Below are 15,854 nucleotides of genomic sequence, written 5' to 3' on the forward strand. Positions count from 1 at the left end.
CTCTTGATTAGTCGAACCCGGGTCGTGAACGTCTGCGTAGAGACGCCCGAACCGGATTCATCGGCCCACAACAGGGCCACTGTTTTATTCGCCTCACGTCGTCCTTTCGGACTGCTCGAAGCGATCGTTAAACGCCCGGCGAACCGGGCGACGGGGCTAGAACTCTTTACCGATGATGCCGCGCTCGGTCAGCACCGCGATGATGCGATCCACTGCGTTTTCCGGCGTCAGCTCGCCGGTCTTGATATGGATGTCCGGCTTGTTCGGCACCTCGTAAGGTGAGTCGATGCCGGTGAAGTTCTTCAACTCGCCACGGCGGACTTTCTTGTACAGGCCCTTGGGATCACGCGCCTCGGCCACGGCCAGCGGCGTGTCGACGAAGATCTCGATGAACTCGCCTTCCTGCAGCAGCCCGCGCGCCATCTCGCGCTCGGAACGGAACGGCGAGATGAAGGCCGTCAATACAATCATCCCGGCATCCACGAACAACTTGGACACCTCGGCCACCCTGCGGATGTTTTCCACCCGGTCGGCATCGGTGAAGCCCAGGTCGCGGTTCAGGCCGTGGCGCACGTTGTCGCCGTCGAGCAAGTAGGTGTGCCGGCCGCGGGCGTACAGTCGGGTTTCCAGCAGGTTGGCGATGGCCGACTTGCCGGCGCCGGACAAACCGGTGAACCACAGCAGCACGGGTTGCTGGCCCATCTGTTCGGCGCGCGCTTTCTTGTTCACATCCACGTGCTGCATATGAATGTTCTGCGAACGGCGCAGGGAGTACTCGATCAGGCCCGCGCCAACGGTGGCGTTCGACAGACGGTCGATGAGGATGAAGCTGCCGGTTTCACGGTTGTCCTTGTAGGCATCGAACGCGATCGGCTGGCTGGTAAAGAGGTTGCATACGCCGATCTCGTTCAGCGCCAGCTCTTTGGCCGCCAGGTGCTCCATGGTATTGACGTTGACCTTGTACTTGGGCATCGACAAGGTCACCGGCAGGGTTTTGCCGCCGATTTTCATCAGGTAGGGGCGACCGGCGAGCATGGCCTGCTCGTGCATCCAGATCAGGCTGACCTGGAACTGGTCGGCCACGCTGGTCGGGTCTTCTGCGGTGGACAGCACATCGCCGCGACTGCAATCGACTTCTTCGGTCAGGGTCAGGGTGATGGACTGTCCGGCCACGGCTTGTTGCAAGTCACCGTCGAGGGTGACGATGCGCGAGATACGGCTCTCTTGTCCGCCCGGCAACACGCGTACCCGGTCACCAGGACGAATCACGCCGCTGGCGATGGTGCCGGTGAAGCCACGAAAATCCAGGTTGGGGCGGTTGACCCACTGCACCGGCATACGGAACGACAGTTTCTGCTGGTGCGCCTCGTCGACCTCGACGGTTTCCAGGTAACCCATCAGCGTGGTACCGCGGTACCAAGGCATGTGCTCGCTTTGTTCGGTGATGTTCTCACCCCGTAGCGCGGACATCGGAATGGCGGTGAAATCCTGTAGACCGATCTGCTTGGCGAAGGCGCGGTAGTCATCGACGATGGCGTTATACACTTTCTCCGAATAGTCCATCAGGTCCATCTTGTTGACCGCCAGTACCACCTTGCGAATGCCGAGCAGCGAGGCCAGATAGCTGTGACGCCTGGATTGAGTCAGGACGCCGCGTCGGGCATCGATCATCACCACGGCCACGTCGGCCGTGGAGGCACCGGTCACCATATTGCGGGTGTACTGCTCATGCCCCGGGGTGTCGGCAACGATGAACTTGCGCCGGTCGGTGGAGAAAAAACGGTAGGCCACGTCGATGGTGATGCCTTGTTCGCGCTCGGCGGCCAGGCCATCCACCAACAGGGCGAAGTCCAGTTCGCCACCCTGGGTACCGACTTTTTTCGAGTCTGCCTCCAGCGCTTCCATCTGGTCTTCGAAGAGCATTTTCGAATCGTAGAGCAGGCGCCCGATCAGGGTGCTCTTGCCATCGTCCACACTGCCGCAGGTCAGGAAGCGCAGCAGGCTCTTGTGCTCGTGGGCCTTGAGGTATTGCTCATATCCTCGGCAATCAGGTCAGATACGTGTGCCATTAGAAATACCCCTCTTGTTTTTTCTTCTCCATCGATGCGGACGAGTCGTGGTCGATCATTCGCCCCTGACGCTCGGATGTGCGGGTCAGCAGCATTTCCTGAATGATCTTGGGCAGCGTATCGGCATCGGACTCGACGGCACCGGTGAGCGGGTAGCAACCCAGGGTGCGGAAGCGCACGTTGCGAATCATCGGCACTTCACCCGGGTTGAGCGGCATGCGTTCGTCATCGACCATGATCAGCATCCCGTCGCGCTCCACCACCGGACGCGGAGCGGCGAAATACAGCGGAACGATCGGGATGTTTTCCAGGTGGATGTACTGCCAGATGTCCAGCTCGGTCCAGTTGGAGAGGGGGAACACGCGGATCGACTCACCCTTGTGTTTGCGCGTGTTGTACAGATGCCAGAGCTCCGGCCGCTGGTTCTTCGGGTCCCAGCGGTGCTGGTCGGAGCGGAAGGAGAAAATCCGTTCCTTGGCCCGGGATTTTTCTTCGTCGCGGCGTGCGCCGCCGAAAGCCGCGTCGAAGCCGTAGTGATCCAGCGCCTGCTTCAGACCTTCGGTCTTCATGATGTCGGTGTGGATTTGCGAGCCGTGCTTGAACGGGCTGATGCCCATTTCAACGCCTTCGGGGTTGGTGTGGGTCAGCAGGTCCACGTTCAGTTTGGCCACCATCTGATCGCGGAAGCGATACATCTCCTGGAACTTCCAGGTGGTGTCGACATGCAGCAAAGGGAAGGGCGGCTTGGCCGGGTAGAAGGCCTTCATGGCCAGGTGCAACATGACCGCGCTGTCCTTGCCGATGGAGTAGAGCATGACCGGGTTGTCGGATTCGGCGACAACCTCGCGCATGGCCTGGATGCTTTCGGCTTCCAGTCGTTGCAGGTGGGTAAGCGTCATAGATCTTCCTTTCGCTTTTTGTTGTTGTCGCTTATCAACGTACAACTGCCGCGGTTCGGACTTATGCGCGACTTGATGTTTTAACATCAGGCGCAACATCTGCAGCATGGGGTTGGGGGGCAGGGCGGGCGTGACACCGGTCACGTTGTCGGGCGCATCGTCATGGCTGGTGCGCGCAGCCTGGCCGATGTGGGTCGCCAACTCGAGGGCACCGCTGAGCATTTCGCTGGCTTGCGGCAGGTGAAACAGAAGCAGCCGGTCGGCGCGCTCGCCGGCCCAGGTGATGAAGGTGGCCGCGCGTTGCCAGTGCATGCCCGAGAGCAGGGCGAACACCTTGCGTTCGGCGCAGCGATGCAGGCGGTCGAAGAACTCGACCAGATGGGGCGCGCGCAGCCCGTCTTCGTAAGGCAGCCAGAGGACCTTGCCGCGATTGCTGACAGCGCGCAGTACGCCATAACTGAGTTTGCCCTGGTCGTTGGGTGCACCGTAGTCGTCGATCCAGAGGATCTCGCCGTTCTGCGCGCGAGCCTGGTCAAGGATGTGCCCGTAGGTGTTGCGGTACCAGCGCTGCACGGCCAGTGAAGCCTTGGCGACACGTTTGGCCGGGCGCTCGGCATTGAGCTGCCAGCGTTGCAGATAATGGGCGGCGGTGCGTTCCGGCAAGTCAATCCCATGCAGGCGCTGGACCAGTGCCTGCATGGCCTCCAGCTGCCAGAGCAGGAACGGTAACTCGTGCCGTTCCGGCAGTGTGCTGACCAGCAGTTGGTAGATGTTCTGTTCCTGCTCGGCAGAGAGGCTGCGGCCTTCGCCTTGCTTGCGTCCGCGGTCTCGCACGGGCACGGCACTCCAGCCGCCGGCTTGCCAGGCCTTGTAGGCAGCGATGATGGTCGGCGAAGAGAGTCCTGTGTCCTGACTGATGGATTTGAGCGTGCTGCCAGCGATGCGCAACTGCACGGCGCGCAGGCGGAGCCTGTTGATCTGCGGAACGGATAACTGATTGCCGTGGGGCACAGGAACTCCTGTTAAACATCCATTTGCTGATTGGCGGTGTTGCGGATGTCTGTACTGTTCCCCGATCCGGAAAACGGCGCATAGGCCGTATGGACCATACGAAGAACAAAAACAGGAGAAACCCCATGAACGAGTCAATGGCTGTTCTGCTCGAAGATGTCATCGGTATTGCTCGCGCAGCGGGCGAGTTGGTGATGGAGGTGTACCGCTCGGATTTCGAGGTGCGCGGGAAAGTCGACACCTCCCCGGTGACCGAAGCTGACGAGCGCGCCGAGACCCTGATTCTGCAGGCCCTGGCGGCGCGCACACCGCAGATTCCGGTGATTTCCGAAGAGGCCGCCGCCGCTGGCCAGGTGCCCGAAGTGGGCCGGCGTTTCTGGCTGGTGGACCCGCTGGATGGCACCAAGGAATTCATCAATCGCAACGGCGAGTTCACCGTCAATATCGCCCTGATCGATAACGGCGAACCGGTGCTGGGGGTGGTTCTGGCGCCCGCACTGGAGCGTCTGTTCGCCGGTGCCCGTGATTGCGGAGCCTTTATCGAACAGGCCGGACAGCGCCAGGCCATCCACTGTCGGGCGGTGACGGAGGAGGGAATGGACGTGGTTGCCAGCCGCTCCCATGGGGATGCCGAGGCGCTGGATGCATTCCTCGACGGGCGCAAGGTGCGCTCCCTGAAAAGTGCCGGCTCATCGCTGAAGATCTGCCTGGTGGCGGCCGGCGAGGCGGACCTTTATCCGCGTCTGGGACGCACCATGGAGTGGGATATCGCCGCGGGGCACGCGGTGCTGGTCGCCGCCGGCGGACAGGTCTGCACCCTGGCCGGCGATACGTTGCGTTATGGCAAGCCCGGCCTGGACAATCCGCATTTCTACGCGCGTGGACTGCAGTGATCGAGGCGTCACCGTGCCCTGGCTGAAGTTGCGCAGGCCACGGTACCGAACAGCTTGCTCGATTCGCCCCTAGCCAGCGTTGATGTTGCCGCAGAAAAGAGGGCGGCTGCCATCTGCCGGGCTGCTGCGAACGAGCAAGACATAATCACCCTTGGTCAGTTCGCTCAGTGCAACCGGTGCCTGGGCCCAATGCTTGGTTCGTGGGGCGAGCGATGGATAGTCGACGCTGTTGGCCTGACGGGTCCTGTACGCAGGCTGTGCGCTGAGCTGCTGGCAGGAGCCAGCGTAGATGGCGGTGTCGAGGCGGCTGGAGACGGCCATGTCGTGGGGGACACCACCGACGGTGAGCCAGATGCTGGTTTGGTTGCCCACCGGGCTGAGGGTGGCTCGAGCGATATGCTCGGCGTTTTGCGGGGTAGCATTGAGGGGGACATCGACAATCTCGGTTCTGCTCGCGCAACTTGAAATTGCCCCTGCCGCCACTACCAACGCCAGCCAAGATGTTCTGTTCATCACAGATCTCCTGAGTAGAGGTACGTTGATTTCATCCCCCGTGTGAAGTCTAGTTGCCTGCGGCGGGCGTGGGATCGAGCTGATGGGTGGTTGCGCTTGTCATGCGGGACCCCTCGACATTCCATGAGTGAGTTTTTGATTATCGGGGCAGCGACTGAAAACGGCTGACCTCAAAAAATTCATTGGCATAGTCAGGACCGACTCAAAGCGATTGGATTACGCAAGACTCGCGTCTGCAAGCAGTGATCGCAGCACCATCCGTTGCACACACTTGATGAGCAATTCCGGCCGAATATCCTCGCCAAGCGGTCCCAGCACTGCGCCCACCAGTATGGCCTGCACGCCATGGCAACGCGAACCGCAGGTAAGCGCCGAGGTAGTGCCCTAATGCGGACCTTGGATCGAAGCGGGCGAGGGGAGGCTTGCCGAGGCAGTGGAGCAGGTAATACTCATGTTCCTCGATGAGTTCGAACAGCAGGCATTGTTTGCTTTCAATGTAGTGATATAGCGAACCGGCCTGTAACTCCGAGTGCTCGGCAAGCTGACGCAAACTCACGGCCTGAAATCCCTCGTTAACGCACTAACCATAGTTGAGCTGAAATCGCACCTTCGGGTGTACCGAGACAGCATCATCTCAGCTCATCAATTACTTATTAAAATTTTGGATATTTCATGTCCAGTCCAATTACCGATTTCCCTGCGGACACCTTCCGTGCGGAAGAACAGGCGGATGCTCCAGCTACTGGAGCGGAATCTTCGCCATGACACTCTGCGTCTTCGCCCTGATCGCCTTTGAACTCATGCCGGTCAGTTTGCTCACCCCGATCGCTACAGCACTCAATGTAAGTGAAGGATTTGGCGGGATACGGTATTGCCATATCCGGCGCTCTCGCAGTTATCACCAGCCTTACAATTTCCTCGATTGCGGGGACGATGAATCGTAAACCTTACTGCTGCTGACCGCGCTAATGTGCGTTTCTGGTTTGATCGTCGGGTTGGCTTCGAACTATTTCATTTACATCGCAGGTCGAACACTTATTGGCGTAGTGATTGGTGGTTTCGGGTCTATGTCCGCAGCGGCTGCGATGCGCCTGGTACCCGCGACGAGCGTCCCCAAAGCCCTCGCTATTTTCACATCCAGATCGGCATTGGTCATTATTGTTTTCAAAAACCGACAGGTGGGTGTCGGTGACAAATAAGTTGTCGTTTATAGATATCTCTCGCGTATATGCTACGAATGTGCCCAGCGTTGATGAGCGCAGGCTCAAATCAAAGGGTTTTCCTTATGGCTCCCGCCCTGAAACCCTCAGCATAGAGACATTGGGAGATGTCGTTTTTGGATCCACTCAAACTTAAGCAATTGAGTATGGCCTTTGCACGTTGAATAGGAACAAACCCACCAACTTTTGGGTGGGAGAATAAAAAGAGCCTTTGCCTGAGGCCATTCACTCGCTTTGTGTGAGGAGATACCGCGATGACGACGTTCAACTCCGGGCCCCAACCCCAGAACCGTGCGCCTCAATCCATCGGCTTTCTGCTGCTGGACAATTTCACGCTGATTTCTCTGGCGTCCGCAGTGGAACCCCTGCGTATGGCCAACCAATTGTCCGGTCGCGAGCTGTATCGCTGGACCACCCTCACTGTAGACGGCGGGCAGGTCTGGGCCAGTGACGGTCTGCAAATCACCCCTGACGCTTCCATGCACAAAGCCCCGCCTATGGACATGATCATCGTTTGCGGTGGCGTCGGCATTCAGCGTACTGTCACCCGCGAACACGTGTCGTGGCTGCAAAGCCAGGCCCGCAAGGCCTGCCGCCTCGGTGCGGTCTGCACCGGCAGTTGGGCTCTGGCTTGCGCCGGACTGCTCGATGGTTTCGATTGCAGCGTGCACTGGGAGTGCCTGGCGGCGATGCAGGAAGCTTTCCCGCGGATAGTAATGAGTACCCGTTTGTTCACCCTCGACCGTAACCGCTTCACCAGCTCCGGAGGCACCGCGCCACTGGACATGATGCTGCACCTGATCAGCCGTGATCACGGGCGTGAACTGTCCGCCGCGATCTCGGAAATGTTTGTCTACGAGCGCATCCGCAACGAGCAGGATCACCAGCGCGTGCCGCTCAAGCACATGCTTGGCACCAATCAACCGAAGTTGCAGGAAATCGTGGCGCTGATGGAAGCCAACCTGGAAGAGCCGATCGACCTGGACGAACTCGCGGTGTATGTCGCCGTGTCCCGTCGCCAGCTGGAGCGGCTGTTCCAGAAGTACCTGCACTGCTCGCCGTCGCGTTACTACCTGAAACTGCGTCTGGTCCGTGCGCGCCAGTTGCTCAAGCAAACGCCGATGTCGATCATCGAAGTGGCGTCGATCTGTGGCTTCGTGTCCACGCCGCACTTCTCCAAGTGCTACCGCGAATACTTTGGCATTCCGCCGCGTGACGAACGCGTCGGTTCCAATACCACGCAGCAGGTGGCGATGATACCGCTACCGCAAGCATTTGTGCTCTCGCCGTTGGCCGGTTCGATTTCAGCTTTGAGCCAGGCACGTAACGAGTCAACCTTTGCCAGCGTTCGTCTATAAATCTTCACCTCTATCCTGCGAAAGCGTTCGCAGGATAGGGGAGGGCGCTTCATTTCAGTGTTGTGCCGAGGCAAGAATTACTCGACGGCTTTGACCATGTCCTCGATGACCTTTTTCTCCTCGCAGAACACCCGCCTCCTGCTGACTCATCCTTGTATCGCTAACCGTAAGACAAGTGACTGTAGGCGCCAGCTGCGTTGAGTCGAAGAGCCCGCCACCCCTCTTCGTGAGGTGATAGAGCGTCCATGCCGGCCCCGGGGGATGCTGCCGAGAGTCGTTCAGAACTTGCGCCACGCCGCTCTCAGAACAGGGGGAGTGACCAGGAGCGGGATAATCGCGTCGCCTCCAGTTCGCATCGCGCCGGACTGCTTGCAGTGTTACTGATAAAACAAGAACAAAAACCTGCAAATTCAAAAAATGGGTGGCTACTCATGGCAACGGAAAACAACGCTGAAACATTGGCGCTCGGCGTAACCGACCCTTCCAAAAGTGAAGAGGCAAGGCAGGATCGCCGTCTTGAAGGCAAGATCGATTGGGTCGTTTTTGGCATTACCAGCCTCACTGCAATCGCGTTCATTTTCTGGGGAATCGCCAGTCAGGCGAGTCTGGCCGCCAGCGCTTCTGCGGCGCAATCCTGGGTCATCATTCACTTCGGTTGGTTCTTTGTTCTGACATCGACACTGTTTGTCATCTTCGTGCTATGGCTGGCGGCGAGCAGGTACGGCAGGATCCCTCTGGGGCGTGACGGCGAAGCACCCGAGTTCCGCACGGTCTCATGGGTTGCCATGATGTTCAGTGCAGGTATGGGGATCGGCCTAATGTTCTTTGGCGTAGCTGAGCCGCTGTCGCACTACACCACTCCACCTCCCGGATCGGCGATTGCGCAATCAAACGAAGCGATGCAAGTGGCGATGGCGACCACGCTCTTCCACTGGACCCTGCACCCTTGGGCGATGTACGCCATTGTCGGCCTGGTTATCGCCTACGGTACTTTTCGACGCGGACGTTCACAGCTTGTCTCCACCGCATTCCGCCCTTTGATAGGCAAACATGCCAATGGGCCGCTTGGTCGCGTTATCGACATGCTGGCCATTTTTGCAACGCTGTTCGGTTCTGCCGCTTCACTTGGGCTAGGCGCCCTGCAGATTGCTGGCGGTCTCGAATACAACGGTTGGATCGACAACCCGGGAAAAGCTTTCTACCTGGCCATTATTACCGTGCTGACCATTGCCTTCGTCGCCTCTGCGGTTTCGGGCATTGGCAAAGGCATCCAGTGGCTCTCCAACATCAATATGATTCTGGCACTGACGCTGGCAGTGTTTGTCTTCTTGGTCGGGCCAACGCTCTTGATGTTGAACCTGTTGCCGACCTCTATCGGCGTCTACATAAAGCTGCTGCCAGAGATGATGGCGCGCACGAGCGCAAGTGGCGGGCCTCAGATGGATAGCTGGTTGGCTAGCTGGACAGTGTTCTACTGGGCCTGGTGGATTTCCTGGACCCCCTTCGTCGGTATGTTTATCGCCCGTATCAGTCGCGGGCGGACCATCAGGCAATTTGTCAGTGGGGTGTTGCTGGTTCCGAGCCTGGTCAGCCTGATCTGGTTCACCCTGTTCGGTGGCGCGAGTATCGATGCAGTGCGAGAGGGCAGCCTTTTGCTGGTGGACGGTGTGGTGAACAGTAACAACGCACTTTACGAACTCCTGAACGGTTATCCACTGGCTTCAATAACGTCTGTTCTGGTCATGGTGCTTGTCGCTATTTTCTTCGTGTCGGGTGCTGACGCTGCATCGCTGGTGATGGGTACGCTCTCGGAGCGTGGTACGACGGAACCGTCTCGGACCACCGTGATTTTTTGGGGGGCGCTCACAGGCACCGTTGCAGCGATCATGCTTGCGATTGGAGATCCAGCAAATCCAGGCGCGGCCCTCACAGGATTGCAGAACCTGACCATCGTTGTATCACTGCCTTTTGTGATTGTGATGGTATTTCTCTGTCTGGCGCTGTATCGGGATCTGCGCAAGGATCCCATGATGTTGCGTCACCTGCGCGGTAGCGAATTAATAGAAAAAGCGGTGCTGTATGGTGCGGTGAAACATGGTGAGGAATTCTACATCGTCATTCAGGAGACGAAGGCCGCCGGCAAGTCCGTCAGGCCGAAAGAGGAAGTATCTGGCTCTTGACTCCTTGGTGCCACTGAGCTGGACCGTTAAGCGCGACCAGGGTCTACGGAGCATAGGTCTGCGAGGCGTTTAATTTGATGACTTTGAACCCCGCTTTTGCAGCAGATCGATCTGATCCGCCGGCACCAAGGTGCGCAAGGTCTTGTAGAGCACGCGGGTTTCCAGCAGGTTCCACACCCGCAGCATGGTTTCCAGAGCATCCAGTGGTTTGCTGATGAAGTCCTTGGCCCCCAGGGCCAGGGCGCGCAGGCGGGTGTCGCGGGTGGCGTCGGCGGTGAGCACGAGGATTGGCAAGTATTCACCGCCAGGGATACGCCGGTTGAGTTGTTCAAGGACGGCAAAGCCGTCGAACTCGGGCATGTGCAGGTCGAGAATCACCAGGTCCGGCTCGAAGCTGTTGAACAGCTCCAGAGTCCGCAGCGGCTGGGTGCTGCTCAGCACGTTGGTCAGTCCCTCGCGTACCAGCAGTTGCTCCACCAGATCGAGGTTGGGGCGTTGGTCGTCGATGATCAGAATGCGCAGGTCGGTGTTCACACGGGCTCCGGAAAGTACTGGTCGAGGTGGGCGAGGAACGAAGGAATGTGAATCGGTTTGGTTAGCACGGCTGTCGCACCCGCGTCGCTCAAGGCCAGACGGGTGAGGTCGCTGGCGTCGGCGGTGATCATCAGCACCGGGGTGGTTCGGGTGATTGCGGACTGGCGCAAGCGCTGCAGAACGTTCAGCCCGTCGATGTCCGGCAGCGAGACATCCAGCAGGATAAGCTGTGGCGCATGTTGAGCGGCCAGATCCAGCCCCAGTTGCCCTTGCATGCTTGAGAGCAGTTTTATCCCGGGTCGCCGTTGCAGCACGGTTTCGATGAGTGCCAGGCTGGAGAGGTTGTCTTCGATGCACAACACCTTGCCCTGAACATCAGGGCCGGCGAGTGCTGGGATTAGCGGTCGGTTATCGATGGGTGCAGCGGCTGTCCCGGCGGTTTCCTGCAAGCGTACAAACGGTAACTCCAGGGTAAATCGGGAACCGGCGCCGGTTTGGCTTTGCACGGTCAGGCTGCCGTTCATCATTTCCAGCAGGCTCTTGCTCAGCGCCAGGCCAAGGCCGCTGCCTTCCACATTCGGGTTGGTCTCCAGGCGCTCGAACGGCTTGAACAGTTGACCCAGGCGATCAGCCGCAATGCCCTTGCCGTTATCGCTGACCGACACGGCGATTCGCTGCTGATCAACCTTGACCTCGATGCTCACCTGACCCTCAGGCCGGTTGTACTTGATGGCGTTTGACAGCAGGTTCAGCAGCACTTGAGTCAGGCGTTGTCGATCGGCGACGATCCCGCTGTCAGCGGCCAGCGTTGGCAATGGCGCCAGATGGATGCCGGCGTCGGCGGCCATCGGCGAGACCAGCGTCAGGGCTTCTTGCAGGGCGATCGCCAAGGGCACGGATTCGATGTTCAGCGGCAGGCGTCCGGCTTCGATCTTGGCAATGTCCAGCACTTCGTTGATCAGGGTCAGCAGGTGCTGGCCGGCACGCAGGATGTGACCGATCTGCGCCTTTTGCCCGGGGTGCGAGTCCATGTCCAGCAGTTGCGCAAAGCCCAGGATCGAGTTGAGCGGGGTACGCAGTTCGTGGCTCATGCGCGACAGGAATTCGCTTTTGGCCCGGCTGGCGCGCTCCGCTTCTTCGCGGGCGGTGCGCAACGCAATCTCGGCCGCGCGGCGATCGGTAATGTCCCGGGTGATCTTCGAGAACCCGCGCAACGCGCCGCTGCTGTCGTATTGCGCGGTGATCACCACGCTGGCCCAGAAGCGGCTGCCATTCTTGCGAACGCGCCATGCCTCTTCCATATAGTGCCCGTTGCGAGTGGCCTCACGCAGGGCCATCTCGGGATGCTGCGGGCACTCTTGCGCCAGATAAAACACCGAGAAGTGTTGGCCGATGATTTCCTGTTCCGTGTAGCCCTTGATCCGCTCGGCACCGGCGTTCCAACTAGTGACATAACCCCGGGTGTCGAGGGCAAAGATCCCGTAGTCCTTCACACCGTCGATGATCAGCCGCAAGCGCTCTTCATTGTCGCGCAGCGCTCGCTCGCGTTCAGCCAGCAGTAGGCCGGCCTCCACCAGACGAGTGCCCAACTGGCCTATCTCATCGTTCTCCGGCGGTTGCGGCCGCAACGGCTGCCCGAGGGCCAGGCGTTGGGCATTGCCCTGGACTTGCTGCACCCTGGCCACGATCCCTTTGGACAAAAACAGCACCGCCACGATGGCACCGAATAGCCCGCAAAGGGCGGCCAGCAAGGTTGAGAACAACAGCCGCTGGCGGGTCGCGTATGCCGCCGCAGTACGCTCGGCCAGCAACGTGTCCTCAAGGGTGAGCATGGTGCTGATGTGCTCGCGCAATTCATCGAGGATGTACTTGTTGTTGATCAGGATGGTGGTGATCGACTCGGGTTTCGCCTCGCGATCGCTGAGCATTTGCTCCAGGCCATCGACTTTGCTGTTGATCAGCGGCGTGATGGCGGTGAGTTGTGCACGCACCCGTTCATCACGAACGTTGCTATCGAGCCGGCGCAGGGCAGATTCGATCAGGGGCTTGGCTTTCAGATAACCCGGCAGGAAATCCTCCCGACGTGTCAGCAGATAACCGCGCACGCTGGCGGCCGCTTCGGCGAGCAAGGTGTGCACGGTCTGGATATCGCCTTGCACCAGCAATACCCGGCGCACGTCTTCTTCGGCACGGGCGGTCTGGCGCTCGGTGATGTAGATCAACACCAGTGACAGCAGCAGGACCACCAATGGCAGGGAAATGACCACCAGGGCCTTGCCCCGTAGCGGCAGGTCGGCCCAGCGTCTGGCGTAAAACACCCTCATGGTTGAGTCACCAGGCCCAGAGCAATGCCACGGACCGCAGCCTGGGTTCGATCAGCCGCCCCGAGTTTTCCGATGACCCGTTCGACGTGGGCTTTTGCCGTGCCGGTGGTAATCCCCAGTGTCTCGCCGATCAGACGGTTGCTCATGCCGTTGGCCACCAGCCCAAGCACCTGGCGTTCTCGGGTCGTGAGGTTTTCGGTGGGTGTGGCGCCACTCGTATTACGCTCGGTCATGCGTCGTAGCAGGCGGGCGCTGACGGAGCTATTGAGGGCTTCTTCACCGGCGGCGACTCGCTGCAGGGCGTCGATCACTTCGTCACGGTTGGCGTCTTTGAGCAGGTAACCGACGGCGCCGGCACTCATGGCCGCTTCCAGGTGATCGGGGCTGTCGTCCATGGTGAAGATCACCACTTTCAGGGCAGGCAGGCGTTGCTGAAGCAGGCGTGCGGCGCCCAGGCCGTTGAGCAACGGCATGCGGATGTCGAGGATCACGATGTCCGGAAGCAACCGTTCGCACAGCTCGACTGCTTCCTGACCATCGCGGGCCTGACCGACCACTTCGAATTGCGGGTGACCCGCCAGCAAGGCGACGAAACCGGTGCGCGTGACTTCATGATCATCAGCGAGCACGAGACGTAAGACGTGGGTCATTGGGGTGTTCCATCCAGGTTCGCGGGCACGCCGATGTGCAGTCGGGTGCCGCAGTTGATTGCGCTGACGCAGGTGAGGCGTCCACCCAACAGGCTGGCGCGTTCCTGCATGGTGGCGAGGCCCAATTGTCGAGCGTTGTCGGTATCGAGTTGTTGTTCGGTGGCAGCAAAGCCTTTACCGTTATCGTCCACCCCCAGCAAGGCCTGTCCTTCGTGCAGTTGCAGCGCCAGTTGTACCTGGTTGGCCTGAGAATGTTTAAGGATGTTGTTGATCGCTTCCTGGGCGATCCTGAACAAGCCGATCTCCACCTGACTGGGAAAACGCGCCTCGCAACGTGCGATCCAGTGCACGCTGATTCCGGCTTCGCGCAGTCGATCGGCTTCTTTATCGACTGCCTTGAGCAAACCGAAATCGTCGAGCACCGTCGGGCGCAGGCCGCCGATCAGTTGCCGGCCTTCAACCACGCAATGCTGGGCCAGCGCCAGAATCGTCTGCAAGTCCGCCCCGAGGGTCTCCGGCAGTATCGGGCAGCGGCCGGCAAAACCTTGCAGACGCTGGTGCAATCCAGCGAGGGTTTGGGCCAGGCCGTCGTGCAGGTCATAAGCGACGCGTTTACGCTCGTCTTCTTGCGCGCGAAACAGCCGGTTGACCAGGTCCGACAGGGTGCGATCCCGGGCTTTGAGCGCCATCAGCAATCGGTCGTTTTCAAGGTGAGCTGCCAGCAGAGTGGCGAGCAGTTGCAAGGATTCGCTGTCTTCGTTGTCCGGCACCCGCAGACTCACGCTGTTGGCCAGCACCAGGGCGCCAAAGGCATTCCCGTCGCCACCGCGTAATGGCACTCGCAGCACATTGGGCAAGGATTCCCCCGGACGGTCCTGCCAGTACGGCGTGCGCATTGTGCGGTCGGCGACGACCTCCAGGCTGTTCAGTCGATCACGACTGCCATGCCGGGCGGTGGTGCTGACGCGCCCATCGGCGTCCCACTCCAGCAGCAACCCGTGGTCCATCGCGAGGAAGGCGCAAGCCCGCGCCAACACCCGCTCGCGCATGGCATCCGGGGCCAGGCGGGTCAACTCCTGCCCGGTGTCCACCAACAGCCGCAGGCGCGCCGCGCGACTCTCGGATTGTCGATATTGGGTGCGGATGGCCAAGGCGCTACCGGGGTCATGGGGCGGGTTTTGCATGCTTCGGCTCCGGCGTCGAGACAAGCGCCGCGGGCGCAGGGGAGGCCATTAAACCTTGTTAACAGTACCGGGCGCCATCTGCCAAATGGCATAGATAAATGACTCCGGTTGGCCGATGTCGGGTGGCTGGCGGATTGGCAAAGTGTGCTCAACGACCACCACTGGAGCATCGCAATGAAATTCAGAACCCCGGCCATCGCCCTGCTTTTCGCCTTGAGCGCACCCTTTGTTCAAGCAGCGGAGACGGCCCCGTATGTCTACCGCACTTTGGCCCAAGCGCCTGCCAACGTGAAGGACCGTGAGATTGCCGGTTTGTTTGACCGTTGGAACAGCGCGTTGCAGACCGGTAACGTTCAATCGGTGGTCGACCTCTATGCGCCGGGCGCCGTGTTGCAGCCAACGGTGTCCAATCAAGTGCGCACTACGCCGGATCAGATCAAGGACTACTTTGATCACTTCATGGCGCTCAAGCCGGTGGGCCAAGTCAACTACCGCGAAATCCGCCAACTGGGCAGCAATGTGGCCATGGACAGCGGCGTCTACACCTTCACCCTGACCGAGGCGACCGGCAAGATTCGTCAGGTGCAGGCACGCTATACCTTCGTCTACGAACAGGTCGACGGTCAGTGGAAGATTCTCAATCACCATTCTTCGGCGATGCCTGAAGCACAGGTGCAACACGCCAAGCAGTAAACGGGTCGGTAGAGGGTTTATGCGAAAATGTAGACGCCCCTGCGGGTGTGGACATTCAGCCCTTCGACCCCGTCACGCGAGCTTGAAGGGCAACTGACGTAACGGTTTGCCCGTGAGGCTCGCAATGGCATTCGCCGAACAGTGTGCCGGTCATGCCCAGCGTGTCGCGCAAGGGTAAGTTTTTCCAAAAGCCAGAAACGACAAAGCCCTGAATAATCAGGGCTTTGTCGTATAAAGATGGCGGAGGCGATGGGATTCGAACTCATGGACCTGTTACAGTCGACGGTTTTCAAGACCGTTGCCTTAAACCACTCGGCCACACCTCC

The 15,854-nt window shown here is 59.7% G+C and carries 12 protein-coding genes, 1 tRNA gene and 1 pseudogene; 5 read left to right on the forward strand and 9 right to left on the reverse strand.

What is annotated here, in order from left to right; translation table 11 throughout:
- Positions 1-156: 156 nt before the first annotated feature.
- Together cysN and cysD are read right to left on the reverse strand one after the other, a co-directional pair.
- Complete coding sequence (gene cysN, locus PMA3_RS11920) at positions 157-2,001, reverse strand: sulfate adenylyltransferase subunit CysN (RefSeq protein WP_202970133.1); 1,845 nt, start codon at positions 1,999-2,001, stop codon at positions 157-159.
- A 67-nt stretch (positions 2,002-2,068) separates the two neighbouring features.
- Positions 2,069-2,968, reverse strand: a complete 900-nt coding sequence (gene cysD, locus PMA3_RS33065; RefSeq protein ID WP_064680678.1) for a sulfate adenylyltransferase subunit CysD — start codon at positions 2,966-2,968, stop codon at positions 2,069-2,071.
- Positions 2,969-4,104: 1,136 nt separating this feature from the next.
- Between cysD and cysQ the strand changes: the two genes are divergently transcribed.
- Positions 4,105-4,872, forward strand: coding sequence for a 3'(2'),5'-bisphosphate nucleotidase CysQ (gene cysQ / locus PMA3_RS11930; protein ID WP_064677343.1), 768 nt, complete (start codon positions 4,105-4,107; stop codon positions 4,870-4,872).
- 69 nt (positions 4,873-4,941) lie between these two features.
- Here cysQ and PMA3_RS11935 read toward each other — a convergent pair whose 3' ends face one another.
- Both PMA3_RS11935 and PMA3_RS33585 read right to left on the reverse strand, forming a co-directional pair.
- The gene (locus PMA3_RS11935; protein ID WP_064677344.1) at positions 4,942-5,385 is read right to left on the reverse strand and encodes a hypothetical protein; all 444 of its coding nucleotides are present in this window, start codon (positions 5,383-5,385) and stop codon (positions 4,942-4,944) included.
- 202 nt (positions 5,386-5,587) lie between these two features.
- Entirely contained in the window at positions 5,588-5,941 is a 354-nt protein-coding gene (locus PMA3_RS33585) for a TetR/AcrR family transcriptional regulator (protein ID WP_082930306.1), read from the reverse strand.
- 205 nt (positions 5,942-6,146) lie between these two features.
- On the opposite strand from PMA3_RS33585, the pseudogene PMA3_RS33075 reads away from it, so the two are divergent.
- The 3 genes and pseudogenes from PMA3_RS33075 to PMA3_RS11950 all read left to right on the forward strand — a co-directional run.
- Positions 6,147-6,548, forward strand: a pseudogene (locus PMA3_RS33075) (MFS transporter); the annotation flags it as partial.
- 311 nt (positions 6,549-6,859) lie between these two features.
- Positions 6,860-7,963, forward strand: coding sequence for a choline metabolism transcriptional regulator GbdR (gbdR, locus tag PMA3_RS11945; protein WP_064677345.1), 1,104 nt, complete (start codon positions 6,860-6,862; stop codon positions 7,961-7,963).
- Between the two features lie 431 nt (positions 7,964-8,394).
- A complete protein-coding gene (locus PMA3_RS11950) occupies positions 8,395-10,143 on the forward strand; it encodes a BCCT family transporter (protein WP_064680679.1) in 1,749 nt (582 codons plus the stop codon).
- Between the two features lie 69 nt (positions 10,144-10,212).
- Here the strand turns inward: PMA3_RS11950 and PMA3_RS11955 are convergent, their stop codons facing one another.
- From PMA3_RS11955 to PMA3_RS11970, 4 genes are read right to left on the reverse strand one after another with little or no spacing between them, the layout of a single operon-like run.
- Positions 10,213-10,677 (reverse strand): response regulator, encoded by a 465-nt coding sequence (locus PMA3_RS11955; protein ID WP_064677346.1) that lies wholly within the window; start codon positions 10,675-10,677, stop codon positions 10,213-10,215.
- Complete coding sequence (locus PMA3_RS11960; protein ID WP_064677347.1) at positions 10,674-13,001, reverse strand: ATP-binding protein; 2,328 nt, start codon at positions 12,999-13,001, stop codon at positions 10,674-10,676. The genes PMA3_RS11955 and PMA3_RS11960 overlap by 4 nt, the downstream gene beginning before the upstream one ends.
- On the reverse strand, positions 12,998-13,651 hold the full coding sequence (locus tag PMA3_RS11965; RefSeq protein WP_064677348.1) for a response regulator: 654 nt from the start codon (positions 13,649-13,651) through the stop codon (positions 12,998-13,000). Before PMA3_RS11965 ends, PMA3_RS11960 begins: the two co-directional genes overlap by 4 nt.
- Positions 13,648-14,835: a sensor histidine kinase gene (locus tag PMA3_RS11970; protein WP_064677349.1), complete on the reverse strand. Its 1,188-nt coding sequence runs from the start codon at positions 14,833-14,835 to the stop codon at positions 13,648-13,650. Before PMA3_RS11970 ends, PMA3_RS11965 begins: the two co-directional genes overlap by 4 nt.
- A 174-nt stretch (positions 14,836-15,009) precedes the next feature.
- Here PMA3_RS11970 and PMA3_RS11975 point away from each other — a divergent pair, with 174 nt between their 5' ends.
- Entirely contained in the window at positions 15,010-15,528 is a 519-nt protein-coding gene (locus PMA3_RS11975) for an SgcJ/EcaC family oxidoreductase (protein ID WP_064677350.1), read from the forward strand.
- 238 nt (positions 15,529-15,766) lie between these two features.
- Here the strand turns inward: PMA3_RS11975 and PMA3_RS11980 are convergent.
- Positions 15,767-15,854 (reverse strand) — tRNA-Ser (locus tag PMA3_RS11980).

The sequence above is a fragment of the Pseudomonas silesiensis genome, from assembly GCF_001661075.1.
In the GTDB taxonomy this organism is placed as follows: domain Bacteria; phylum Pseudomonadota; class Gammaproteobacteria; order Pseudomonadales; family Pseudomonadaceae; genus Aquipseudomonas; species Aquipseudomonas silesiensis.